General features: G+C 72.3%; 21 protein-coding genes. 9 read left to right on the plus strand and 12 right to left on the minus strand.

Annotated elements, in window-relative coordinates:
- Nucleotides 1–8: 8 nt before the first annotated feature.
- The 4 genes from QSK37_RS35785 to QSK37_RS35800 are packed head-to-tail and all read left to right on the plus strand — an operon-like array spanning nt 9 to nt 5,432.
- Nucleotides 9–1,856, plus strand: coding sequence for a YyaL domain-containing protein (locus QSK37_RS35785; RefSeq protein WP_285629794.1), 1,848 nt, complete (start codon nt 9–11; stop codon nt 1,854–1,856).
- A complete protein-coding gene (locus tag QSK37_RS35790) occupies nt 1,853–3,190 on the plus strand; it encodes a GH1 family beta-glucosidase (protein ID WP_349498017.1) in 1,338 nt (445 codons plus the stop codon). The genes QSK37_RS35785 and QSK37_RS35790 overlap by 4 nt, the downstream gene beginning before the upstream one ends.
- Complete coding sequence (locus QSK37_RS35795; protein WP_285629798.1) at nt 3,187–4,446, plus strand: 6-phospho-beta-glucosidase; 1,260 nt, start codon at nt 3,187–3,189, stop codon at nt 4,444–4,446. The genes QSK37_RS35790 and QSK37_RS35795 overlap by 4 nt, the downstream gene beginning before the upstream one ends.
- Nucleotides 4,446–5,432, plus strand: coding sequence for an N-acetylglucosamine kinase (locus QSK37_RS35800; RefSeq protein ID WP_285629800.1), 987 nt, complete (start codon nt 4,446–4,448; stop codon nt 5,430–5,432). The genes QSK37_RS35795 and QSK37_RS35800 overlap by 1 nt, the downstream gene beginning before the upstream one ends.
- Nucleotides 5,433–5,495: 63 nt before the next feature.
- On the opposite strand, the gene QSK37_RS35805 is transcribed toward QSK37_RS35800, so the two are convergent.
- The 7 genes from QSK37_RS35805 to QSK37_RS35835 form a co-directional block, all read right to left on the minus strand.
- A complete protein-coding gene (locus QSK37_RS35805; RefSeq protein WP_285629805.1) occupies nt 5,496–6,443 on the minus strand; it encodes an N-acetylmuramic acid 6-phosphate etherase in 948 nt (315 codons plus the stop codon).
- 27 nt (nt 6,444–6,470) lie between these two features.
- On the minus strand, nt 6,471–7,394 hold the full coding sequence (locus QSK37_RS35810) for a MurR/RpiR family transcriptional regulator (RefSeq protein ID WP_285629807.1): 924 nt from the start codon (nt 7,392–7,394) through the stop codon (nt 6,471–6,473).
- Between the two features lie 2 nt (nt 7,395–7,396).
- On the minus strand, nt 7,397–8,395 hold the full coding sequence (locus QSK37_RS35815; protein ID WP_285629809.1) for an ABC transporter ATP-binding protein: 999 nt from the start codon (nt 8,393–8,395) through the stop codon (nt 7,397–7,399).
- Nucleotides 8,388–9,392 carry an ABC transporter ATP-binding protein gene (locus QSK37_RS35820; protein WP_285629811.1) on the minus strand — a complete coding sequence of 335 codons (1,005 nt, stop codon included), beginning with the start codon at nt 9,390–9,392 and terminating at the stop codon, nt 8,388–8,390. The genes QSK37_RS35815 and QSK37_RS35820 overlap by 8 nt, the downstream gene beginning before the upstream one ends.
- A gap of 64 nt (nt 9,393–9,456) precedes the next feature.
- On the minus strand, nt 9,457–10,353 hold the full coding sequence (locus QSK37_RS35825; RefSeq protein WP_285629813.1) for an ABC transporter permease: 897 nt from the start codon (nt 10,351–10,353) through the stop codon (nt 9,457–9,459).
- A gap of 19 nt (nt 10,354–10,372) precedes the next feature.
- Nucleotides 10,373–11,335 (minus strand): ABC transporter permease, encoded by a 963-nt coding sequence (locus tag QSK37_RS35830; RefSeq protein WP_285583817.1) that lies wholly within the window; start codon nt 11,333–11,335, stop codon nt 10,373–10,375.
- A gap of 13 nt (nt 11,336–11,348) precedes the next feature.
- A complete protein-coding gene (locus QSK37_RS35835; RefSeq protein ID WP_285629815.1) occupies nt 11,349–12,908 on the minus strand; it encodes an ABC transporter substrate-binding protein in 1,560 nt (519 codons plus the stop codon).
- Between the two features lie 84 nt (nt 12,909–12,992).
- Between QSK37_RS35835 and QSK37_RS35840 the strand changes: the two genes are divergently transcribed.
- Genes QSK37_RS35840 through QSK37_RS35850 form a run of 3 tightly spaced genes read left to right on the plus strand, consistent with a single transcriptional unit; the run spans nt 12,993 to nt 15,804 of the window.
- Nucleotides 12,993–14,123, plus strand: a complete 1,131-nt coding sequence (locus QSK37_RS35840) for a serine hydrolase domain-containing protein (protein WP_285629817.1) — start codon at nt 12,993–12,995, stop codon at nt 14,121–14,123.
- Entirely contained in the window at nt 14,114–15,283 is a 1,170-nt protein-coding gene (locus QSK37_RS35845; RefSeq protein WP_349498018.1) for an anhydro-N-acetylmuramic acid kinase, read from the plus strand. Before QSK37_RS35840 ends, QSK37_RS35845 begins: the two co-directional genes overlap by 10 nt.
- Nucleotides 15,280–15,804, plus strand: coding sequence for a GNAT family N-acetyltransferase (locus QSK37_RS35850; protein WP_285629819.1), 525 nt, complete (start codon nt 15,280–15,282; stop codon nt 15,802–15,804). The genes QSK37_RS35845 and QSK37_RS35850 overlap by 4 nt, the downstream gene beginning before the upstream one ends.
- A 20-nt stretch (nt 15,805–15,824) precedes the next feature.
- Here the strand turns inward: QSK37_RS35850 and QSK37_RS35855 are convergent, their stop codons facing one another.
- Nucleotides 15,825–16,595, minus strand: coding sequence for a helix-turn-helix domain-containing protein (locus QSK37_RS35855; protein WP_285629821.1), 771 nt, complete (start codon nt 16,593–16,595; stop codon nt 15,825–15,827).
- A gap of 78 nt (nt 16,596–16,673) precedes the next feature.
- On the opposite strand from QSK37_RS35855, the gene QSK37_RS35860 reads away from it, so the two are divergent.
- Nucleotides 16,674–17,087 (plus strand): VOC family protein, encoded by a 414-nt coding sequence (locus QSK37_RS35860; RefSeq protein ID WP_285629823.1) that lies wholly within the window; start codon nt 16,674–16,676, stop codon nt 17,085–17,087.
- A gap of 42 nt (nt 17,088–17,129) precedes the next feature.
- Here QSK37_RS35860 and QSK37_RS35865 read toward each other — a convergent pair whose 3' ends face one another.
- Nucleotides 17,130–18,179 (minus strand): aldo/keto reductase, encoded by a 1,050-nt coding sequence (locus QSK37_RS35865; RefSeq protein WP_285629826.1) that lies wholly within the window; start codon nt 18,177–18,179, stop codon nt 17,130–17,132.
- Between the two features lie 94 nt (nt 18,180–18,273).
- Between QSK37_RS35865 and QSK37_RS35870 the strand changes: the two genes are divergently transcribed.
- Nucleotides 18,274–18,657 (plus strand): MerR family transcriptional regulator, encoded by a 384-nt coding sequence (locus tag QSK37_RS35870; RefSeq protein ID WP_285629828.1) that lies wholly within the window; start codon nt 18,274–18,276, stop codon nt 18,655–18,657.
- A 57-nt stretch (nt 18,658–18,714) separates the two neighbouring features.
- Here QSK37_RS35870 and QSK37_RS35875 read toward each other — a convergent pair whose 3' ends face one another.
- The 3 genes from QSK37_RS35875 to QSK37_RS35885 all read right to left on the minus strand — a co-directional run bounded on the left by QSK37_RS35875 (nt 18,715) and on the right by QSK37_RS35885 (nt 24,576).
- Entirely contained in the window at nt 18,715–19,455 is a 741-nt protein-coding gene (locus QSK37_RS35875) for a class I SAM-dependent methyltransferase (protein ID WP_285629830.1), read from the minus strand.
- A 79-nt stretch (nt 19,456–19,534) separates the two neighbouring features.
- The gene (locus QSK37_RS35880; protein WP_285629832.1) at nt 19,535–21,241 is read right to left on the minus strand and encodes a tectonin domain-containing protein; all 1,707 of its coding nucleotides are present in this window, start codon (nt 21,239–21,241) and stop codon (nt 19,535–19,537) included.
- Nucleotides 21,242–21,255: 14 nt separating this feature from the next.
- Nucleotides 21,256–24,576, minus strand: a complete 3,321-nt coding sequence (locus tag QSK37_RS35885; protein ID WP_285629834.1) for a DUF2961 domain-containing protein — start codon at nt 24,574–24,576, stop codon at nt 21,256–21,258.
- Nucleotides 24,577–24,668: the final 92 nt, after the last annotated feature.

A 24,668-nucleotide genomic window follows, 5' to 3' on the forward strand; every position in this document is an offset into this window, starting at 1 on the left:
GAGCGGACATGGACCTGACCGTCACCGGGCTCGACCCCGGTGTGTTCGACGTGGAGCTGGACCGCTCGACCGACCCGACCCCGGCCGGCGGCGTCACCGTGACGGTGACCGCGACCTACCGGGGCACCGAGCCCGCCGAGGCGCGGCTGCGGGTGTCGGCGAGCCTGCCCGCCGAGGACGACCCGTACTGGATGATCCCCGGGCTGTTCTACGGCGAGAACCGCCCGGAGGGCAACGACCGGCTCTACCCGCGGTACGCGCGGGAGGCCGACACCGAAAGGTTCGTCTCGCCCGCGTGGAGCTTCCGCGCCGACCGTGCCGCGACGCCCGCCGTGTTCGCCTGGACCGGCGAAGGCGGGCTCGCGCTGGCCGTGGACGAGGACGGCTCGCTGGGCCTGACCGGCATCGGCTTCTCCTGGGAGGCGGGCACCGCCACCCTCCACGCCGAGTTCCCCTACCGCGAGGCGCCGGTCAGCTACTACGGCGACAAGGTGCCGCTGCCGCCGATGGCGCAGACCCACCTGTGGCAGCCGGGGGAGCGGCACACGGTCGAGCTGTGCGTCTACCCGCTGCCCGCGGACCGGCACGCGTACGCGCCGGTGTTGCGCGAGCGGCACGCGCGGACGGCCACCGAGCCGCTGCGGCCCTGGGTCGGCGTGTCCGAGGCGGCCGACCTCGCCGCGCACGGCCTGCACCGCTGGCACTATCGCCCCGATCCGGCCGTGCTGCTGGAGACCGCGGCGTTCGACCGGGAGTTCAACGGCAACGTCCGCGGGCTCGGCGACCGGGAGGCGATGCACGTCGCCTGGGTGAGCGGCATCCCGTACGCGCACGCGCTGCTGGCGCACGGCCGCCGCCGGGCGCTGCCCGAGGAGGTCACGGCCGGGGCCGCCGTCATCGACCACATCTGCGCCAACCTCGCGCCGTCGGGCACGTTCTGGGGCCAGTGGAGCGGGAGCCGGGGCTGGGTCGGGAGCTGGACGCCGGTGCCCGGCGGCCTGCATGCCCGCACCCTCGCCGAGGCGACGCTGTTCCTGCACCGGGCGGTCGTCGCGGAGCGGACTCTGGGCGTCTCGCACGACTCTTGGGAGCGCGCGGTGCGGAGCAACCTGGACGTCGCGGTGAAGAGCCAGAACGCCGACGGCAACCTCGGCAGCATGCTGCACGCCGCGGACGGGCAGGTCCTGTCGCGCGAGGGAGCGGCCGGGCTGACCTGGGTGGCCGCGCTCGCCGAGGCGAGCGACCTCGACCCGGCCTACCTGCCGGCGGCGGTCCACGGCGGCGAGCACTACGCGCACTTCGTGGACGAGGAGTTCCTGCACGGCGCGCCCGAGGACGTCGACCTGGCGCCGACGTCCGAGGACGGGTACGCCGCGATCCTCGCGTACATGGCGCTGTGGCGCGTCACCGGCGAGGCGCGCTGGCGCGACCTCGCCCGCCGCGCCGCGGACTGGATGCTGACCTTCCGCTACACCTACGACGTGCGCTTCGACCCGCACACGCTGCTGGGGGCGTACGGCTTCCGCAGCCGGGGCGCGGACCAGGCGTCGCCGAGCAACCAGCACCTGCACGCGTACGGCCTGATCTGCCTGCCGGAGATGGCCGAGCTGGCCGAGGCGACCGGTGATCCGTACTACCTGGAGCGGACCCGGGAGAACCTCGCCTGCTTCCGGCAGTTCATCGCCCGCGAGGACGGCGACTTCAACGCCTACAAGGGCATGGCCAGCGAACGCTACTACCAGACGGAGTGCTTCCAGGCGAAGGGGATGCTGCTCACGCTCTCGCACGCGTGGAGCGTCGGCGTCCTCCTCCTCGGCTGCGAGGCCGCCCTGAACCTGCCGGGAGCGGAGTGGTGAGCTTTCCGCCGGATTTCCTGTGGGGCGCCGCCACGTCGGCGTACCAGGTCGAGGGCGCGGTCGCCGAGGACGGCCGGGCCCCGTCGATCTGGGACACCTTCGCCGCCGAGCGCGGCATCGACTCCGGTGAGGTGGCCTGCGACCACTACCACCGCTGGCCCGGCGACGCCGACCTGATGGCGGGCCTGGGCATGAACGCCTACCGCTTCTCCCTCGCCTGGCCGCGGATCGTCCCGGCGGGCACCGGCCGGGTCAACCCGGCCGGCCTCGCGCACTACGACCGGATGATCGACGGCCTGCTCGAACGCGGCATCACGCCGGTGCCGACCCTGTACCACTGGGACCTGCCGCAGACACTGCAGGACCGCGGCGGCTGGACGTCCCGCGCGACGGCGGAGGCGTTCGCCGCGTACACGGAGGTCTGCCTCGACGCGTTCGGCGACCGGGTGGGGACCTGGCTGACCGTGAACGAGCCGTGGGTGGTCTCGGTCCTTGGCTACCGCCTCGGCCTGCACGCGCCGGGGGAGCAGGATCTGCGTACGTCCGTGCTGGTCGCGCACCACCTGCTGCTCGCCCACGGCCTGGCGATGGGCCGCATCCGCGAACGCCGCCCAGAGGCTCGGGCGGGCATCCCGCTGAGCCTGTACCCCACGTACGGGGCCTCGGCGGCGGATGCCGAGGCGGCGTGGGGCTCGGACGGGTACACGAACCGCTGGTTCCTCGACCCGGTGCTGCGCGGGGAGTACCCGCGGGACATGGTGGAGCTGTTCGAGGGCCTGGTCGGCCCGCTGGACTTCGTCCGCGACGGCGACCTGCCGGTGATCGGCACCCGTTCGGACCTGCTCGGCGTGAACTACTACACGCGCCGCCGGGTCTCCGCCGCGCCGCAGGACGGGCTGCCGTGGCGGGTCGAGCGCGCCGAGGAGGGCGTCCCGCGCACCGAGACGGGCTGGGAGGACGTGCCCGGCGCCTTCTACGACCTGCTCGTGCGCCTGCGCCGCGACTACGCCGTTCCGCTGCTGATCACCGAGAACGGCGGTGTCTGGAACGCCGGGCCGGACGCCTCCGGGCGCGTCCGCGACACCGGGCGCGCGCTGGCCCTGCGCCGGCACCTGCTCGCGCTCGCCCGCGCGATGGACGACGGGGCGCGGGTGCTCGGGTACCTGCACTGGTCGCTGCTGGACAACCTGGAGTGGGCCGAGGGGTACTCCCAGCGCTTCGGCCTCGTCCACGTCGACCGCGTCACCCAGGAACGCCGCGTCAAGGACAGCGCCCGCTACTACGCCCGCGTGATCGCCGCGAACGCCGTGGTCGACATCGAGGAGGACGAATGAAGCTCACCATCGTCGGCGGGGGCTCGACGTACACGCCCGAGCTGATCGACGGACTGGTCCGCCTGCGCGACCGGATCGACGTCACCGAGATCGCCCTGCAGGACGTCTCGGCCGAGCGGCTCGACGTGCTGGCCGCGATGAGCCGCCGGATGCTGTCCGCCGGCGGCCACCCGGCGGCCGTCACCACGCACACCGACATCGCCCCGGCGGCCGAGGGCGCCCAGATCGTGCTGGTGCAGCTGCGCGTCGGCGGCCAGGCCGCGCGCCTCCAGGACGAGACGCTGCCGCTGCGCTGCGACTGCCTGGGCCAGGAGACCACCGGCGCCGGCGGTCTGGCCAAGGCGCTGCGCACCGTGCCGGTGATGCTGGACGTCGCCGAGCGGGTGCGCGCGGTCAACCCGGACGCGTGGCTGATCGACTTCACCAACCCGGTCGGCATCGTCACCCGGGCGCTGCTGACGGCCGGGCACACGCGGGTGGTCGGCCTGTGCAGCTCGGCCATGGTCTTCCAGCGGCACTTCGCCAAGGTGCTGGGGGTCGAGCCGTCGCGCATCGCCCTCGACCACGTGGGACTCAACCACCTGACCTGGGAGCGGCGGGTGCTGCTCGACGGTGAGGACGTGCTGCCGCGGCTGCTCGGCGAGCACGGCGAGGAGGTCGCGCCGGCGACGGGCCTGCCGATCGGCCTGCTGCGCCGCCTCGGCACCGTGCCCTCCTACTACCTGCACTACTACTACGCGCACGACGAGGTGGTCGCCGGCCAGCAGGCGAACGGCGTGCGGGCACAGGAGGTCATGGAGATCGAGGGCCGGCTGCTGTCCACGTACGCCGACGAGTCGGTGACCGCCAAGCCGGAGCTGCTGACGCGCCGGGGCGGCGCGTTCTACTCCGAGGCGGCGCTGGACCTGATGGCGTCGCTGCGCGCCGGTGACGGCCGGGCGCACGTGGTCAACGTGCGCAACGGCGCCACCCTGCCGTTCCTGTCGGAGGACTCCGTCATCGAGGTGCCCGCGACCGTGGGCGCCGACGGCCCGGTGCCGCTGCCCTCCGCGCCGGTCGAGCCCCTGCTGGCCGGGCTGATCGCGAACGTCACCGCGTACGAGCACCTGGCGCTGGAGGCCGCCGTGCACGGCGGGCGCGACCGGGTGTTCCGCGCGCTGCTGGCCCACCCGCTCATCGGCCAGTACGCGGTCGCCGACCGGCTCACCGATCTGCTGCTGGAGGCGAACCGCGCGTACCTGCCGTGGGCCGTGTGATGACGCGGCTGGTCCTGGCGGTCGACGGCGGCAACTCCAAGACCGACGTCGCGCTCGTGGATCCCGCCGGGACGCTCCTGTCCTGGGTCCGCGGGCCGGGCTGCGCCCTCGACGTGCCGGCCGTGGCCGCGCTGATCGCCCGGCTGGCGGACGCCGCGGCCGCCTCGGCGGGCGTGGCCCTGGCGGACGCGCACGCCGCCTGCTACCTGGCCGGGGTGGACGTGCCGTGGCAGGCGTCGGCGCGGCGGGAGGCGCTCGCCTCGCTCGGGGTGTTCGGGTCGGTCGAGGTCGGCAACGACGCGTGGGCGCTGCTGCGCCTGGGCGCCTCGTCGGAGGCGCCCGCCGTCGGTGTGGTGTGCGGCGCGGGCCTGAAGGGCGTCGCGCGGTCGGGTTCCGTCGCCTGGGAGTTCCCGTCGCTGGGCTGGCAGACGGGCGACCTGAGCGGGGCGGGCGACTTCCTGGCGCGGGAGACGGTACGCGTCGCCGCCCGCGCCGAGGACGGCCGCGGCCCGTCGACCCCCCTGCGCGAGGCGGTGTGCTCGGCGCTGGGCGTTCCGTCGGTCCACGCGGTGGGGGAGAGGCTGCTCGCCGGTTCGCTGACCGAGGAGGCACTGGGCGTCCTGGTGCCGGTGGTCCTGGACCAGGCGGTCGCCGGCGATCCGGTCGCGGCCGGGGTGGTGGGAGAGCTGGCCGCCGAGGTCGCGGCCATGGCCCGCGCGGCCCGGCGAACGCTGGGCGGCGAGGGACCGTGGACGCTGGTGCTGGGCGGCGGCCTGTTCGCCGACCCGGCGGGCCGCCTCCTGAGTGCGGTGAGGAAGGCCGCGCCGGAACTGGAGCGGGAGTTCGCCCTCGCGGTCGTCGACGCTCCACCGGTCGCGGGCGCCGCCCTGCTGGGCCTCGACCGGACCGGTGCCGCGGCCGGCGTCGAGACCGTGCGCCGTGCGTTCCTCACCAGGTCCCCGTCCGACGTCATCGACCTCCGCTGAACAGGGCGGTGGTGGCGTACGTCCATCACCGCCCCATCGCGGGCCGACGTGACGGCGCCCTCGTCAGGAGTGGAGGTCGGCCGGAGGCGCGGGGCGCACGTTCAGAGCCGCCAACGCCTGCCGGACCCGCCCTCCGGACTCCGCCAGCGCGGCGCGGCAGTCCTGCGGTGTCACCGATCCGGCCGGGGGCTGCCCCGCGAGCAGGTAGACCAGCGCGGTCTTCAGATCGCCGCACACGTCGAGTGCCGCCCGGCAGTCGGCGTCGTCCGCTCCCGTGGCCTGGACGAGCAGCCGCACCATCCGCCCGCGCAGCTTCGCGTTCGTCGCCCGCATGTCGACCATGAGGTTGCGGTAGGTGTGGCCCAGCCGGACCATCAGCGCGGTCGAGAACGAGTTCAGGAGCAGCTTCTGCGCGGTGCCGGCCTTGAGCCGGGTCGATCCCGTGAGGGCCTCCGGCCCGGTGTCCGCGACGAGCACGTAGTCCGCGAGTTCGGCCAGCGGGGCGTTCGGGTTCGAGGTGACGAGCGCGGAGGACGCCCCGGCCTCCCGGGCGGCCGTCAGCGCCGCTCCGACGTAGGGGGTGCGGCCGGAGGCGGTCAGGCCGATCACCACGTCCGCGGCGATGACGTCGGCGGTGTCGGTTCCATCGTCGTTGTCCTCGGCGTCCTCGACGGCGCGCAGCAACGCCGTGGTGCCGCCGGCATGATGAGCGATGACCACGCCTTCGGGCAGCCCGAACGTCGGGAGCAGTTCCGCCGCGTCGAGCACGCCGAGACGTCCGGACGTGCCCGCGCCGAAGTAGTGCACCCGGCCGCCGTCGGCGACCCGGGCCGCGGCGTCGTCCACCAGCCTGGCCAGTTCGGGCAATGCCGCGGCCACCGCGTCGGGGACGACACGGTCCTCATCGTGGAGCAGGCGGACGAGTTCGAGCGTCGACACGGCGTCGAGTTCGGTGGTCCGGGCGTTGACCTGCTCGGTCGGGGACGTGACCCGGATTCCAGAGTGGTTCACGAATGGCCTTTCCATGGGCGGCGTTGTTCAGCGGGTCTCCCCACCGCGCGGTTGGGGCGTTGTCCGGGTGACCCGGCGGTCGGCGATGGCGTGCCGGGTCGCGTCGAGTGCGGCGATGGCCTGGTCGTAACGGCGCTGGGCGACGGCGGTGAACAGCACGTCGACCACACTCAGCGCGGCGATCCGCGACGCCGTCGCTCCGGAGCGGAAGGTCGTCTCCCGGTCGACCGTGGTCAATAACACGTCCGCCGCGGCGGCGAGCGGTGAGTTCGGTACGCCGGTCAGCGCGATCGTCCGGGCGCCGTGCGCGCTCGCCTCGCGGATGACGTCGACGGTGTCCGGCGTCGTACCGGTGTGCGACACGCCGATCGCGACGTCGGCCGGTCCGAGCAGCGCGGCCGCGGTCAGGGCCGCGTGGGTGTCGTGCCAGGCGTAGGCGATGAGCCCGATCCGGTGCAGCTTCTGGTGCAGGTCGAGGGCGACGACGGCGCTCGCGCCGACGCCGACGATGTCGACCCGGCGCGCGCCCGCGGTGAGCGCGACCGCCTTGGCCAGTGCCGCGCGGTCGAGGTTACGCGCCGTGTCGGCGATCGCCTGCTGGTCGGTGAAGGTGACGGTGTCGATGATCGAGTCAAGGTCGTCGTCGCGGCTGATGTCGCTCCCGATCGGGCGGTTCGCCGCCCGCTCCTGCTCGCGTCCCGACTCCGCCGCGAGTGCGATCCGCAGTTCGCGGTACCCGCGCAGCCCGAGTTCCTGGCACAGCCGCAGCACCGTGCTCTCCGAGGTCTGCGCGGCCCGCGCGAGTTCGGAGATGGTCTGCGTGGCGGCATGCGCCGGCTGACCCAGGATGTAGGTCGCGACCCGCCGTTTGGACGGCACCAGCGACAGCTGGAGCCCGCGCAGTGTGGTCAGCACGTCCTGCTGCGGGCCGGGCGAGTGATCGGTGGCCACGGTTACCCGTTCGTCCCGTCCGCCGTCGCCGCCTCGCTCTGCACGACATGGCAGGCCAGCCGATGCCGGCCGGACGCGGGCAGCATGAGCGGCTCGACACTGCGGCATCGATCTTCGGCCAGCGGGCATCGCGGGTGGAAGCGGCACCCGGACGGCGGGTCGGCGGCGTCCGGGACCTCGCCGGTGACCACCAGCTCGGTCGGCGGAGCGTCGAGCCCGGGGTCGGCGATCGGCACCGCCGTCTGCAGCGCCCGGGTGTACGGGTGCCCGGGGGTGTCGGAGACGACGTCCCACGGCCCGTACTCGACGATCTTGCCCAGGTACATCACCGCGATCCGGTCGGCGAGGTGGCGCACCACGCCGAGGTCGTGAGAGATGAACACGAAGGTCAGCCCCAGCTCATCGCGGAGCCGGACCAGCAGATTGATGATCTCCGCGCGGACCGAGACGTCCAGCGCCGAGACGGGCTCGTCCAGGACGAGGATCTGCGGCTGGACGGCGAGCGCGCGGGCGATCCCGATGCGTTGCCGCTGCCCGCCGGAGAGCTGGTGCGGGTACCGGCCGGCGGTGGACGGCGGCAACCCGACGGTCTCGAGCAGCTCGCCGACGCGTCCGTCACCGGACGGCAGCCGGTGCACGCTGAGGACCTCGGCCAGCGCGGCGCCGATCCGCTGCCGCGGATCGAGGGAGGCGTACGGGTCCTGGAAGACGAGCTGGATCCCGCGCCGCAGTTCGCGCAGTTCTCCCCGCTTGGCGAGGTCGATCCGCCGCCCCAGGATCTCGACGCTTCCGGAGTCCGGCCGTTCGAGCCGTGTCAGCAGTCGCGCGAGCGTCGACTTCCCGCAGCCGCTCTCCCCGACGACGCCGAGCACCTGGCCGCGCTCGACGCTCACGCTCACGCGGTCGAGCGCCTGGACCTCGCCGCGCCCCGGTGTGCGGTAGTGCTTGACGACGTCGCGGACGTCGATCGCGATCTCGCCGGACGTCGGCCGGTCAGGCACGGCCGGTCACCCCCGCGGACGGTGCGTGCCAGTCCTCGCGCGGCACCCAGCATGCGGCTCGTGAGCCGGCACGGTCGATCAATGGAGGCTCCTCCGTGTCGCAGCGGTCCTGTCGATGGGCGCAGCGCGGCGCGAACGGGCAGCCGGGCGGGAGCGCGGACAGCGCGACCGGGCTGCCGCCGATCTGCGGCAACGGCGCCTGGTGCGGATCTCCCGGTGTCGGCAGCGAGCGCAGCAGGCCGTCGGTGTAGGGGTGGTGCGGGGTGGCGAACAGCGAGCGGGTACGGGCCAGCTCGGTGACCCGGCCGGCGTACACCACGGCGACCCGGTCGGCGATCCGCGCCACCACGCCGAGGTCGTGGGTGATCCAGACGACGGCGATGCCGTACTCGTCCCGCAGCCTGGCGACCAACTGGATGATCTGCTGCTGGATCGTCACGTCCAGCGCCGTCGTCGGTTCGTCGGCGATGAGCACCTTGGGGCGGGGCGCGATCGCGCACGCGATCAGCACGCGCTGCCGCATGCCACCGGAGAGCTGGTGCGGATAGAGCCTCATCAGCGCCTGCGGCGAGGGCAGCCCCACCTCGCCGAGCACGGTCACCGCCCGGTCGCGGGCCGCGTCCTTCGACCAGCCGTGGGCCTGCAGCCCCTCGGTCACCTGCCGGCCGATGCGCATCATCGGGTTCAACGACGTCATCGGATCCTGGTAGACCATGCCGACCTCCGCGCCGCGGACGGTGCGGCGCTCGGGCTCGCGCAGCGCCACCAGATCCCGGCCCTCCAGCAGGACCTGGCCGCTGGTGACCTCGGCGCCGGCCGGCAACAGGCCGGCGATGCTCAGCGCGGTGAACGACTTGCCCGAACCGGACTCGCCCACCACCGCCAGGGTCTCGCCGCGGTCGACCTCGAGGTCGACCCCGCGCAGGATCTCCAGCGGCCCGGACGGAGTGCGGATCGCGGTGTGCAGGCCCCGTACCGCGAGTATCGGTTCGCTCATGAGCCCTCCTTCGTCGGAGAAGCGATCCCGGCGCGCGTGTTTTTGATTCGCTCGCTCCGCTCCCTCATGGGCGGGAGTCCCTTCGCGGATCGAGCGCACTGCGCAGGCCGTCGCCGAGGAGGTTGAGCGTTATCACCGCGATGACGATCGCGAGTGCGGGGAAGGTCAGCGTCCACCAGGCGGTGGCGACGGTGTTGCGCGCGTCGGAGACCATCAGGCCGAGGCTGGGAGTCGGGGGCCGGGTACCCAGGCCGAGGAACGACAGCGCGGACTCGGTGAGGATCGCCCAGGACAGCGCCAGTGTCACCTGCACCACGATCGGCGCGCTCACGTTGGGGAGCACGTGGCGGAGCAGGATCCGCGGCAGTGGCGTGCCGAGAACCCGCTGCGCCTTGATGTACTCCGCGCCGCCGACCGTGAGCGTCGGCCCGCGCGAGACGCGGGTGAAGATCGGGGTGTAGACGACGGCGATCGCGATCGCGGTGTTCTGCCAGCCGTTGCCGAGGGCGCTGACGACCGCGAGTGCCAGCAGGATCGCGGGGAACGCGAAGAGAATGTCGATGAAGCGGCTGACGATCTGGTCCACCCAGCCGCCGAAGAAACCGGCGCTGATCCCGAGGACCGAGCCGATCACGGCCGCTGCCGCCACCGAGACGACCGCGACACGCAGCGACGTCCAGATCCCGACGGCGGCGCGGGCGGCGATGTCCCGGCCGAACTGGTCGGTGCCGAACCAGTATCGGCTCGACGGGCCCTGCAGCCGGGCGGCCGGGTGCTGCGCGATCGGGTCGTGCGGCAGCACCCCGAGCGCGCCGAGCACCGCGATGACGGCGAGCAGCACGATGACGGTGAGGCCGATCCGCCCGTTGCGGTCCCGCCAGATCCGGGCGAGCAGCGACGACCGGCCGGGCGCGGCGGGCACGGAGCCCATCGGCTCGGCCACCGTAGGCAGCACACTCACGAGGTCTCCTTTCGCTCGCTCATGAGGCACGCGTCCTTGGGTCGATCATTCGATAGAGCAGGTCGACGAGCAGGTTCACCAGCACGAACAGCACCGCGATGACCAGTACCGTGCCCTGCACCACCGGGTAGTCCCGGTTGGAGATGGCGGTGAACAGCAGGCGCCCCATACCGGGCAGCGCGAAGATCTGCTCGATGATCACGGTGCCGCCGAGCAGGTAGCCGAACTGGATACCGGTCAGCGTGACGATGGGGATGGTGGCGTTACGCAGGATGTGGGACCTGCGGACCCGACCGGGCGACAGGCCCTTGCCGCGCGCGGTCCGCACGTAGTCGGCGTCCGCCATCTCGACGTACTCCGATCGGGTCGTGCGCATCACGTTGGCCGCGAACGCGACCGCGAGCACGAGCGACGGGTACAGGATCTGGCTCATGTTCCCCGACACCGAGCGGGTCAGCGGCACGAAGGTGCCGGTGTCGGGGAAGTAGTGGAAGGCCTCCGCGAGGATCGTCACCACGGCGGTGCCGAGCACGAACTCGGGGATCGCCAGGCCGACCAGTGACGCGCCCTGGGTGAGCGAGTCGGAGGCCCGCCCCGGCCGGCTGCCGGCGAGCACACCCAGCACCACGCCGAAGGCGGTGCCGATCAACGCCGACAGCACGGCGAGTTCGACCGTCACCGGCAGCGATGACGCCACCAGGCTGGTGACAGACTTGCCGTTGGTCAGCGACAGCCCGAGGTCGCCGTGCGCGACACCCGAGATCCACGCCCAGAGCTGGGCGAACCAGGGCCGGTCGATCCCGTAGAAGTGCTCGAGTGAGGCACGCTGCGCCGGGGTCAGCGTGCCCGACTCGATGCCGAGCGAGGCGGTGATCGCGTCTCCGGGGATGGTGCGCAGCACGACGAAGACGACCACTGTCACCCCCAGCAAGGTGATCAGCGCGCCGAGGGCCCGTGCCCCCAGCCATCGCCAGTTCAGCATCGGCTCGCCCCTCTCAGGACGTGGCGGTCAGCGAGCTGAGCAGCTCGTCCGGCCGTGGCGTGAACCCGTGGACGTTCGAGCCGACCAGGTAGTAGTCGTCCGAGCGGAAGGTCCAGACCCACGGCGACTCGGTCAGCAGCTCCTTCTGGAGGTTGCGGAAGGTTCCCTGCCGCTTGCCGTCGTCACTGGTGGCGTTGCCCTGGGTGAGCAGGTCGGCCAGCGTCGAGGAGTTCAGGCCCGCCGGCTTCGCGAGGCTTCCGCCGGAGGTGAAGTAGCGCCCGTACATCAGGAACGGGTCGTACGAGCCGCCGTTCAGCGCGACGGCGGCGTCGTAGTCGGCGTCGAGCCACGCCGACACGTACGGCCCGGTGGAGAGCTGCTTGAGCGTGAGCTTCACGCCGATCTTGGCGAGCTGTGACTGGAGGTTCTGGGCCTCGGCGCCGGCGGTCGCGTACTCGCCGGTCTCGACGATGGTGGTGAGGCTGAAGCCCTGTGCGTACCCGGCGGCGGCCAGCATCGACTTGGCCTTGGCGGTGTCACCCGGGGTGCAGGGCAGTCCGTCCGTCGGCGAGTACGCGAAGGCGGGGCTGGTGATGGGGCCCGTGACGGTGCCGTCGCCGTACGCCGCCGTCTGCATGACCTGGTTGCGGTCGACGGCGCAGCTGATGGCCTGCCGGACCTGCTGGTTCTTCAGCGGTCCCTTCCGGCCGTTGAGCATCAGCACGTGGTAGGCCAGGGCCGGCTGCTTGACGAGCGAGTACGCGTCGGCCTTGCCGGCCTGGCGGGCGACCCCGGGGTCGGAGATCAGGCCGAGCTGGAAGGCGGAGGCCTTCATGCCGGACAAGATGGACGACTCGTCCGGGATGACACGGAACTCGAGTTTCTTGATCTTCGGCGCGCCGCCGAAGTACTTCGCGTTGCCGGTGAGGACCACCTGCTGGCCGGGGTTCCAGGCGTTCCAGGCGAACGCTCCGGTCCCGTTGGGCTTCTTGCCGACCGTCCCGGCGGAGATGTCCTTGGCGGACTCGATCGAGGAGTTCACCGTCGTCAGCGAGTAGAGCAGCGAGGCCGACGGCTGGGACAGGTGCAACACCACTGAGGTGTCGTCGGGAGCGTCCACCTTCTTGATGGCGACCAGGTTCGAGCGGGAGACCGCACCGGTCTTCTGGTCGAGGATCCGCTCGATCGACGCCTTGACGTCCTTGGAGGTGAACGGCGAACCGTCCTGCCAGGTCACGCCCGAGCGGAGGGTGAAGTCGAGCGTCTTCCCGTCGGAGGAGGTGGTCCACTTGGTCGCCAGATCGGGCTGGATCTGGCCGGTGGGGCTGGTCTTGACCAGCGTCGAGTAGACGAGTCCCAGCGTCTGCTGTGTCTGGAACGCGGTCGCCAGGTGCGGATCGAGCTTGTCGATGTCACCCGTCCGGGCGACGACGAACGTCGAGCCGCCGGACGAGGAGTTCTGTGAACCGCTGGGCGAGCACGCGGCCAGTCCCGCTGCCACGGTGACGGTGGCGGTGAGGGCGACGGCGCCGGTACGGAACCGGACGCCGCCGCGAGGGGTGGGGGGTGTCATACGAGGTCCTCCGAGCGACGAGTTACGCAGAGGGTAATGGTTGACCTGAATGACATTCAACAGGTGAACGATTAACCTGATCCCGTGTCCGAAATAACCCGACTCACCGTGGACCCCCTGGTCACCGCCGTCACCGACCTGCTGGGCGCGTCCCCCGACGGCGGCGCCGCGCCGCCCGGAGCGCTCGTCGCCGTCGCCGAGGGCGAGCGGATCCGCTATGCCGCAGAGGGCTTCGCACGGCACGGCGCGGCCGGGCCCCCGGTCGAGATGGGCTGGGCGACACGGACGGACGCCGGGTCGGTGAGCAAGATCGTCGGTACGACGGCCGCGCTGATGGCGCTGGTGGACGCCGGCGAGGTCGCGCTGGACGCGCCGGCCGCCCGCCACCTGCCGGAACTCGACCGGGACAGCACCGTGCGCGACCTGCTCGAACACCGGGCAGGCCTGCGGGAATGGTGGCCCCTCTACCTGAACGGCGCCCGCTCCGGCGACGCCGTCTCCCTCGCCGCCCGGATGCCGCTCCGCTACCGGCCGGGCGAGGGACGCCATTATTCGGACCTCGGGTTCATCCTGCTCGGCGAGCTGGTCGCACGCGTCGCCGGCGGCGGCCTCGCGGCGGCAGTGGACGAACTGGCGCTACGGCCGTTCGCGCTCGCCGAGACGCGCTACGCCACGCCGGTGCCGGGCGGACCGGTCGCCGCGAGCTCGAACGGCGACAGCGTCGAACAGGGCATGATCGCGTCCGGTGTCCCGTACCCGGTCGACGGTGTCGTCGCCGACTTCGACGGCTGGCGCGACCACGTCCTGGTCGGCGAGGTCAACGACGGCAACGCCTTCCACGCGTTCGACGGGGTCGCCGGACACGCCGGGCTGTTCACGACCGCCGCCGACCTCCTGCGTTTCGCGACGGGCCTGCTGCGCTGCCTCGACGGTGACGGGCCGGTACGGCGCGACACGGCCGCCGCCTTCCTCACCGCCGGCGCCGACCCCGGTCAGGCCCTGGGGCTGCGTGTCTGGGGCCTCCCCTCGGGCCGCGCCGTCGGGCATACCGGTTTCCCCGGAGTCGCGGTCGCGGTACTGCCCGAGCGCCGAGCCGCCGTCGCGATGATCACCAACCGGCTGCATGCGACGGGCCCGTTCCGGGCGACCGAACAGATGTGGCTGCGGGTACTCGCCGCGGCCGAGGCCCACCTGAGGAGACCGACATGGACCTGACCGTCATCGGCATGATCAGTGGTACGTCCTATGACGCGATCGATGCCGCCGCCGCCGACTTCTCGCTGGCCGATGACGAGATCGTCTGCCATCCTCGCGGGCTGTACAGCGAGGACGTCCCGGACGAACTCCGGGCCCGGATAGCGGCCGCCCTGCCGCCGCACCTCACCACCATGGAAGAGGTGTGCCGGCTCGACACCGAGCTGGGCCGGTTGTTCGGCTCGGTCGCCGCGGCGGCCAACGACCACCTCACCGGTGGTTCCGCTGACCTCATCGTCTCCCACGGGCAGACCGTCTTCCACTGGGTCGAGGGCGCACACGCGCTCGGCACGCTGCAGCTGGGGGCCGCGGCCTGGATCGCCGAGGCGACCGGGGTGACCACCGTCTCCGACCTGCGCACGCGCGACCTCACCCGCGGCGGCCACGGTGCGCCGCTCGCCTCCACCCTGGACGCACTGCTCGTCCTCGGGGACGAGGCCCGGCGCGGTTCCCTCAATCTCGGCGGCATCGCCAACATCACCGTGCGAGACCGGGACGGAAACGTGATCGCGTACGATCTCGGCCCCGCGAACGCCCTGATGGACAGCGCCGTCAGCGACGCCACCGCGGGCGCGGAGCGCATGGACGCCTCCGGGGCGCGGGCGGCACGAGGCACGGTGCACGCGGCGCTGCTCGACCGGCTGCTCGCCGAGCCGTACTACCGGGCCGCCCCGCCCAAGTCCACCGGCAAGGAACTCTTCCACGCCGACTATGTCCGCGACGCCGTCGGCGAGCTGGAGATCGGCACCGACGACCTGCTCGCGACGCTCACGGAACTGACCGCACGGCTCGTGGCCGACGCGTGCCGGACGCACGACCTGACCGAACTCGTCGTCGCGGGCGGCGGGGTGCGCAACCCGACCCTGATGCGGCGCATCACCGAACTGGCGGCACCGGCGCGCGTCCGGCCGGTCGAGGACTTCGGCCTGCCGGCACAGGCGAAGGAGGCCTACCTGTTCGGCCTGCTCGGCTACCTCTCCGTCCATGGTCTCGAGGGCACCATCGCGTCCGCGACCGGCGCGCGCACCGGATCGATCCTGGGATCCCTGACCCCGGGTGCGACACCGCTGCGGCTGCCGGAGCCGGCCGTCGTGCGGCCACGTCGGATGGTCGTCAAGTGACCGCCTACCGGGAGGCGGTCGCCGGCGACCTGCCCGCGATGGCCGACATCTTCGTGGCCGCCTGGCGCTCCGGGTACCGAGGGGTCGTGCCGGACGAGGTGATCGACACCCTCGACGCGGACACCGTCGCGGCCGACCTGGCCGCGCGCCTGGACGACCCCGGCCTCACGACCGTGCTCGCCGTCGGCGCCGGCGGGCGGCCGGTCGGGTTCGTCCGCTACGGCGACGACGCCGATCATCCCGGCGAGGGCTACCTGGCCGCGCTCTATGTCCATCCGGCCGCGTCGGGTGCCGGCGTCGGACGCGGTCTGCTCGGCCGTGCGATCGACGCGATGCCCGGCGTGGACGTCAGGCTGTGGGTGTTCGAGGACAACGACCGGGCACGCGCGCTCTACGAGCGCGCCGGCTTCCGCCCCGAGGGCGCGCGGCTGACCGACCCGCGCTGGCGGACGCCCCAGGCCAGGTACCTCCGCCCAGGCGGTTCCGGCTCTCCCGAGGGGGATGCCCCGGCGCCGTCATGAGCCCGGCCGGCGCGGGAGGCTCATTCGTGGCGTGCCTCGCCGCCCGTGGAGGTGTGCACGAGGACCGAGGCGTCCGCGGCGCCGACCGGTCGCAACAGGGAGAGGGTCATCGGGACGCCGCGCACCTCCACGGTGGTCGGCGTGAAGTCCGCCACCGACCGGCATTCCCACCAGTGCGCGAGGTCGGGGCGTTCGGCGGCCAGCAGCCCGCGGATGTCGCGCACACGGGGATCGTCCGGCCGCCGGTCGGCGCCCGTACGGAACTGGCCGTACAGGCCGCGGGCGAGACGTGCCCAGTCCGGGACCGCGTCACGGAGCTCACCGACGAGCAGGAGCAGGAGGTTGCGCCGCTCCCGTGTGACCTTCGACAGGTCGAGCACCATGTCGCGGTACGCGGGGTTCCACCCGTCGATGTCGAGGCGTTCGTCGAGGATCAGCGACGGGGTGCCGGGCCAGGGATCGATGAGCCGCCGCAGGTGGTCGCGGTCCGCCGGTGGTGCCGTCTCCTCGTGGTATCCGGCGAGTTCGAGGGCGTGGCGGCGGGACCCGGGGTCCATGCGCAGGACCCGGCACACCGAGTCGAGCACCTGCCGGGAGACCGCGACCCGGCCCTGTTCGAGCCAGGTGTACCAGGCGATGCTCACGCCGGACAGCGCCGCCACCTCCTCGCGGCGCAGTCCCGGCGTACGGCGCCGCGCGCCCGCGCTCAGGCCCACGTCGGCGGGTGCGGTGTGCTCACGCACCGCCCGGAGGAAACCGCCGAGTTCGCGGCGGAGCGGATCGGGGGACATGCGGCCAGCCTATGAGTCTGGCCAACAGGACAATTCGTGTACTGCCACGTTCGCGGAACGCGCGACAGGCTGACTGCCATGACACAACAGATCTGGCGTCGCGACCCCGACTCGTCCCACCGGACGGAGCCCCGTGTCCTCATCCGGGTCTTCGTCGGGCCGGGTGAGCTGGACGAGGCCATCGGCTTCTACGAGGCGTCGCAGGGTACGACGCTCGACATGCGGATGCCCTATCCGGAGAAGAACCTCGTCCTGGCTGCGGTCGGCGCGTTCCTGATCATCGAGGGTGACGAGGAGTCCCTGCGCCCGTACCGCGCCACGACCGGGACGCTCCTCGTCGACGACGTCGAGCCGTACCACGAGCGGCTGCTGAGCGCGGGCGCCGAGATCGTCGGGCCGCTCAGGCAGGTGCCGGTCGGTGCCGGCTTCACCGTGCGGCACCCCGACGGGGCGGTGGTGGAGTACGTCCACCATCGCCCCGTCGCGGACTGACGCTTCCCGACCCGGAACCCTCGCGCGCCCGCCCCGGCGCCGTCATGCCGCCGGCCGGTCCGGCAGGGGTCGTCTGCGCTGCGCGGTCTCGGCCAGCGCCGGATGGGTCCACGCACCGTCCGGGTGGTAGACGTTGGTGCCGGGCGGCACGATCGCGTCGACGCGGTCCAGTGTGTCGTCGTCCAGGGTGAGCGCCGCTCCCTTGAGCAGTGCCTCCAGCTGTTCCATGGTGCGTGGCCCGATGATGACCGAGGTGACGGCCGGGTGCGCGGCCGCGAAGGCCACGGCCAGTTCGGGCAGGCTGCTCCCGATGCCGGCCGCGACCTCCACGAGCTGCTCGACGACGTCCAGCTTGGCCGCGTTGACCGGCAGCGAGGGGTCGAAGCGGCCGGGGGTGAGGGCGGCGCGCCCGGTGTTCAGATCGACGTCCTGTCCCTTGCGGTAGCGGCCGGTGAGGAAGCCCGAGGCGAGCGGCCCCCAGGTCAGCACGCCCATCCCGTACCGACGGCAGGCCGGCAGCACGTTCGCCTCGACGCCGCGGGCCAGGATCGAGTACGGGGGTTGCTCGGTGCGGAACCGGTGCAGCCCGCGGCGCTCGGCGACGTGGTAGGCGTCGGCGATCTCCTCGGCGGGGAACGTGGAGCAGCCGAACGCGCGGATCTTCCCCTGCCGCACCAGGTCGGTCAGCACGGACAGGGTCTCCTCCACGTCGGTGGCGTGGTCCGGGCGGTGGACCTGGTAGAGGTCGATCCAGTCGGTGCCCAGCCGCCGCAGGCTGTCCTCGACCGCCGAGGTGATCCAACGCCGGCCGTTGCCGCCGCGGTTGCGGCCCTCGCCCATCGGGAAGTGCACCTTGGTGGCCAGCACCACGTCGTCGCGCCGCCCCTTCAGGGCCTTTCCGACGATCTCCTCCGACTCGCCCGCCGAGTACATGTCGGCGGTGTCGACGAAGTTGATCCCGCGATCCAGCGCGGCGTGCACGATACGGACGCAGTCGTCGTGGTCGGGATTGCCGACCGCGCCGAACATCATGGTGCCCAGGCAGTGCACGCTGACTTCCATACCGGTACGGCCGAGATAGCGGTAACGCATGGTGAGACTCCTGTAAGGGGCCGGAGGTGGCTTGACTCGTCCGCCGCACCCTAGATGCTGGACCCGACTCCAGCTCAAGTCCCATCCTGGAGGCGTGAGCGATTCCCCAACCCTGACCATCGGCCAGGTCGCCGCGCGTACCGGCCTGAGCGTGGACACTCTGCGCTTCTACGAACGCGAGGGCATCCTGGCCAACCCCGTACGGCGCGGCCCGGGCGGCCGGCGGGTCTACGCCGAGCACGACGTCGACTGGCTCAACCTCTGCATCGTGCTGCGCTCCTCGGGAATGCCCATCCCCGCGATCCGCCGTTACACCGAACTGGCCCGCCAGGCCGGCACCGAGACCGACCGGCTGGCCCTGCTGCGCGAGCATCAGGGGCAGATCTTCGCCCAGCTCGCCGGACTTCACCGCTGCCTCGACGTGATCAACCACAAGATCGCCGTCTACGAGGACTACCTGGACCGGCCCGCGGAGTGATCCCTCGTACTCCCTGCCCGGCGGTGGGAAGCCACCGACGTCCGGTCCGGCCGGCTCTCACGGGCACTCGGCCGCGGCGATCAGGAAGTTCGGGAGGTGGACGTAGCCGTCGATGCCCGGCGTGGTCCGCCTCGCTTCGCGCGCGATGTCGGGGTCGAGTCCCGGCTCGGCGAGTTCCCGCAGGCGGCAGCCCAGGGCGGCGAGTTCGTTGAGGTAGGCCGAGATCGGCCGATGGAAGTCGGGGGCGTACTTCTGGGCCATCTCGTAGTCCTCCAGATACCGCCGCACGCGATATTCGCCGTGTTCACGCCACGTCGCCCACAGGTGCTCGAAGGCCGGATGGTTGACGGAGAAGACGAACAGCCCGCCGGGCCGTGCCGCGCGCACGCAGGCACGCATCGCCGTCTTCCAGTCGGGTATCGCCGGCAGCACCATGCTGCAGACGACGGCGTCGAAGGGCTCGCCGAGATCCGGCAGGCCGGTCAGATCCGCCTGGACGTACTCGATGCCCTGCCGATGTTCGCGTTCCTTCTCCCACGCGTAAGCGAGGAGCGCGTCGGTGGGTTCGACGCCGACCACGTGGGCGTGGCGGGCGGCCAGCAGGCGACTGAGGTAGCCGTGCCCGCATCCGGCGTCCAGTATCCGGCGCCCGCGTACATCCCCCAGCATGCGCCACAGCACCGGATTGAGCAGATGACGCTTGGCGAAGTCCCCTTCCGGCTCCATCGCGTCGAGCGCCTCGCGAGGGAGGGTGTTCCACTGCCGGATCACCGCTTCGTTCGTCCAGTCCGTGGTCATCCGCGCGATCTTAGTGACGGATCGGCCACCTCCTGTTAGAAGAACATGAGTGCGCCCTCGCCGTCTTCCACTTCTGGCGTCAGGGGCCGCCGACGACCTCGGAGACGGGGTCGCCGACGCGGGTCCAGCCGGTGCCGTCGCCGGACCAGGCGAACAGGCCCGCCCCGGAGGCGCCGTACAGCGAAGTGTCGTTCACCGTGAACGCGTCGCCCGGACCGCCGGCGCGGGCCCAGGTGTTCTCCACGCCCAGGTAGTGGTAGACGTCGCCGGTGTTCGGGGCGGTGGCGAAGAGGTCCTCACCGCCGGCGTGGATGCGGCTCGCCGGGCCGCCGATCTGGGTCCACGTCGTGCCGTTGCCGGTCCACTCCACCACCTTCGAGCGGTCGGGGGTCAGCCCGTACAGGCCGTTGGCGTTCACCGCGAACGATGCGCCGGGGCCGCCGATCCGGGTCCAGTTCTCCGGGGTCCCGTTGTAGCGGTAGATGTCGCCGGTGTCCGGGTTCGTGGCGAACAGGTCGTTGCCGCCGGCGTAGATCTGGGCCGCCGGGCCGCCGATCCTCGTCCACGCGGTGCCGCTGCCGGTCCACCGCAGGACCATGGAGTGGTCGGGGGCCAGCGCGTACAGGCCGTCGGCGTTCACCGCGAACGATGCGCCGGGGCCGCCGACCCGGCTCCAGTTCCCCGGCGTGCCGTTGTAGCGGTAGAGGTCACCGGTGCCGGGGTCCGTGGCGAACAGCCCGTACCCGCCGCCGTACAGGTGCCCCGCCGGGCCGCCGACCACGGTCCAGGACGAGCCGTCCCAGCGCGAGACGGCGGACCGGTCCGCGGGCATCGCGTACAGGTGAGGGCCGCTGACCGGGCCGTCGTGCCAGGTCAGCGGGGCGAGGTAGACGCCGCCCCTGCCCCAGCCCGCGGCGCTGATCCACCACGCGCCGTTCTGGTCCAATACCGGCTCGGCGGCGTGCGAGGCGATGTGGCCCACCGCGTCGGCCAGGGCGAAGTGGAACGGGTCGCGGCTGCGGTACACGTCGGTGCCGGAGTAGTCCAGTCGCGGGCCGATGAACAGGTACCACCAGTCGCCGCGGTGCACGACGAACGGCGACTCGGTGTTGCCGCAGCAGTCGCCGGTGGTCGGGTCGGTGTAGGCGATGTTCCGCCCGCTCCAGTGGATCAGGTCCGTGCTCGTGCGGTACGCGACGACGTGGTCGCCGCCCGACGGCGCGCTGGTCGCGTCGTAGTACATGACCCACTGGTCGCCGACGCGGGTCACCATCGGGTCCCGTGCCTCGTACCCGTCGCGGAACAGCGGACCGCTCGCCAGCCGGGTCCAGTGGATCAGGTCGGTCGAGGTCGCCAGGCTGATCGCGGTGGCGGTCAGGTCGGTGCCGCCGCCGTTGTAGAACATGTAGTACGTGCCGCCGACGTGGATGACGTGCGGCGCCCACAGGTGCGTCTCGCCGAAGTAGGAGCGGTCGACGGTCAGCGCGGGCGCCTGCTTGGTCCACGGGCCGCCGAGCGAGGGTGCGGTCGCGTGCGCGAACTCGATCTCGTTGACCGGGTCGGCGGGCTCGGCGTGGGTGATGCCGAACATGTGCCAGGTGCCCGCGTCGTCCCGTACGAACGTGTGGTCGTTGATGTACCACTGCTGAGTCGGCGTGCTCGGGTCGTAGATCTTGCTGAACGCGCTGGCCGTCACCCAGGCGCCGGCGACCGGCGACGCCTTCGCGGGCACGCAGGTCAGGGCGGCGGCGAGCGTCGCGAGGGCGACGAGAAGGATCCTTCGCACGGGATGTCCTTTCCTCACGGCAGCAGCCTGCTGGGCTGCGGCCACTCGTCGTCGGCGGCGAAGTGGTCGTGCCACTTCCAGCCGTCCTGGACGAACCGGGTGCCGTCGGAGAGCGAGACGTAGACGTCGGCGGCCGTGCCGCGCGTGAACGTCACCGCGTCGGCGCGCCCGTCGCCGTCGAAGTCGCCGATGCCGGGCACCTCCGTCCCGGCGGCGAAGTGGTCGTGCCATTTCCAGGCGTCCTGGACGAACTTCGTGCCGTCGGACAGGGAGACGTAGACGTCGGCGGTGTCGCCGCGGGTGAAGGTGATGATGTCGTCCCTGCCATCGCCGTTGACGTCCCCGACGGCCGGGAGCTCGTCGCCCAGCGCGAAGTGGTCGTGCCACTTCCAGCCGTCCTGGACGAACCTGGTGCCGTCGGACAGGGAGACGTAGACGTCGGCGTTCGTGCCCCGCGTGAACGTGATGATGTCCGCGCGCCCGTCGCCGTCGACGTCGCCGACCGCCGGGATCTCGTCGCCCACGGCGAAGTGGTCGTGCCATTTCCAGGCGTCCTGGACGAACTTCGTGCCGTCGGAGAGGGAGACGTAGACGTCGGCGGTGTCGCCGCGGGTGAAGGTGATGATGTCGTCCCTGCCGTCGCCGTTGACGTCCCCGACGGCGGGGATCTCGTCGTTGATCGCGAAGTGGCTGTGCCAGACCGTGGCCGGCCCGAAGCCGGAGCCGTTCGACAGCGCCACCCAGACCTGGCCGTTCGTCCCGCGGGTGAACGTGACGATGTCGTCCTTGCCGTCTCCGTTGAAGTCGCCGGTCTCCGGCACCTCGGTGCCCGCCGCGAAGTAGTCGTCCCATTTCCAGCCGTCCTGGACGAACTTCGTGCCGTCCGACAGCGAGGCGTAGACGTCGGCGGCGTCGCCCCGGGTGAACGTCAGGGCGTCGTCCCGGCCGTCGCCGTCCAGGTCCGTACGGACCGGGTTCGCCGTGGTCGCGTCGAGCACCGCCGAGCCGGACCCGGCGTTGCCGGCGCCGTCGACCGCCACGACCCGGTAGTGGAGCGTCTGGCGGGCGGGCCGCGACCCGTACGTGAACACCGGCAGGCGCGAGGTCCCCACCAGCGTGGACGAGCCGATCGGCACGTCCGCCGAGGCCGAGGCGTAGACGCGGTAGGTCGTGACGCCGGCGTCGTCGGCGGGCTCGGTCCAGGCGAGGTGCACGGCGTGCTGCCGCCCGCCCGTCCGCGCCAGGCCGGTCGGCGCGCCCGGCGGCGACGCGTCGGCGTACGGGGTGACGAGGCTGTCGGCGGTGTACCGCGCCGCCGTCCAGGCGGGTGCGCCCGCCACCGGCCGCAGCGTGACGGTCACCGACGTCCGGCCCGCCGTCGCCGAGGCGGGCAGGGGGAACGCGTCGTCGCGCAGCCGGTGAGTGCCGTCGCCCTGCGGCTGGACCCAGGTGCCGACCGCGGTGCCGTCGACCAGCACGTCGGCCTTCTGGTACGCCGCCTGCTGGTCGGAGGCGCGGCGGAGCAGCACGCCCTGGTTGGCGGCGTCCGTGGTGACCTTGAACGCGACCTGGCCGGTGGTGCTCCGCACCTGCGCGGTGACCGGCACACCGTCGTCGTCGCCCTCGTAGGAGGAGTCCAGGGCGTACTGGCTCGCCGTTCCGGACTCGGTGTAGGCGTGGGCCGTACGGCTCGCCGCGTCGCCGGTCCGTACGGTGTCGGTGCGGTGGTTCGCCACGGTGGTCTGGGTGTAGAGGAAGGCGGTGGAGGAGTACTCCGCGTCCGCGTCGTCCTGCGGCCCGTGCTCGATCCCGAACCTCAGCGCGTGCGCGTACGGGACCGCGTCGGCGAGCATGAGCCGGTACGCCCCGTCGCACTCGTGGTCGCAGCCGCCGGCGTGCCGCTCGTGGCCGGGCTCGCCGTTGAACGGCGCGGTGAACGTGCCCCGGTTGAAGTACCAGCCGGACTCGTAGAAGTCCTCCGTCCCGGTGCCGTGCAGGTCGGGCGTACCGGAGCCGTCGGCGTACACGCGCTCGTCGCCTTCGAGGTACGCGCGGGTGTTGGCGCTGGTGTCCGGGATGAGGCCGCGCATCGTCTCGGAGACGCCGACGAACTTGCCGCGCCCGCCGGTGTCGGCGAACAGCCAGTCCGCGCCGGGCGTGGCGACGGCGCGGTGCGCCGAGGCGGTGAAGTACGCGGCCGGCCCGTTCGGCGCGAGGGCGTCCGTCCACTGGGCGTCGGGGGCCGAGGTCAGCTCCACGCTGATCCCGCTCAGCGCGTGCGCGGTCCCGTTCACGAGCGCGACCGTCGCCGACCGGCGGTACGGCATCGGCCACCACGCCGAGTACCAGCCGCTCGCCGGGTCCACGGCGAACAGCAGCGAGCTCACCTTCTGCTCGCCGAGCCCCACGCCGAAGAACTCGCCGATCGGCGCGTCCACCGTGGGCCGGCCGTCGAAGGAGATCCGCAGCCGTACCTTGTCGAGCGTGTCGTCGGACCGGTCGGGCAGCCTGACGCGCAGTCCGGTGATGACGGCCGGGCCGGCGGGCTGGTCGACGCTCGCCGTGGCGCCCGCGGCGGGGGAGAGGCCGGCCGTACGCGTGGTCGCCCCGGAGACGGGCGGCTTGGGGTCCTTGGTGCCGGCCGCCCCGAGCATCGCGACGACGTCGTCGGCGTGGTCGGCCGGGTCGAAGGTGGCGACGCCGTTCGCGTCGGGGAAGTGTCGGTAGGTGACGTGGTAGAAGAGCGGGTTGCTCTGCGTGGTGACCGTCATGGAGGAGCGGTACGGCATCGGCACCTTGATGTACACGCCGCCGGAGCTCTGGTCCGCGTTGGCGACGAGCGGGCTGACGAACGGGGCGCCGTGGCCGCCGTTCACCACGTTCTGGAGCGAGTCGTCGAGGACCGTCCTCCCGTCGAGCACGATCGTGATCCGGCCGGTGGCGGACACGTCGCCGTTGTCGCGGGTGAACCAGATCGAGCTGATCTCGCCGGGCCCGGAGTCCTCGGCGATGACGCATCCGCTGCCGGTGGTGCGCAGGCAGGAGTAGGTGCCGTTGAACCCGTCGTCGTTGCCGCCCGCGCGGTCGTAGCTGGAGAACTCGTGCGTGGTGACGCCGGTGGTGAGGTAGGGCAGCTGGTCGAGGTGCCGGTAGGTGTCCCAGCCGACCGGCCCCTTGCCGGCGGGCGTGGGCGCCGCGGCGGAGGCCGGGTGCGCCGTGACGAGCGAAGAGACGGCCAGCGCGAGCAGGACCGGAACCAGGCCCGCGAGCACGCGCCGCATCAGATGCGTGGGCTCGGCCCGGCGGCGGCCTTCGGCTCGTCGGGGAGAGGCCATCTCCGCCTCACTTTCCTCGCCTTGGCGGCGACGGTGGGCCGGGCCGTCGGGACGCCGGCCAGCTGAGAAATCGATTTCAGAAATCGATTTCT

The organism is Actinoallomurus iriomotensis, assembly GCF_030269445.1.
In the GTDB taxonomy this organism is placed as follows: Bacteria; Actinomycetota; Actinomycetes; order Streptosporangiales; family Streptosporangiaceae; genus Actinoallomurus; species Actinoallomurus iriomotensis.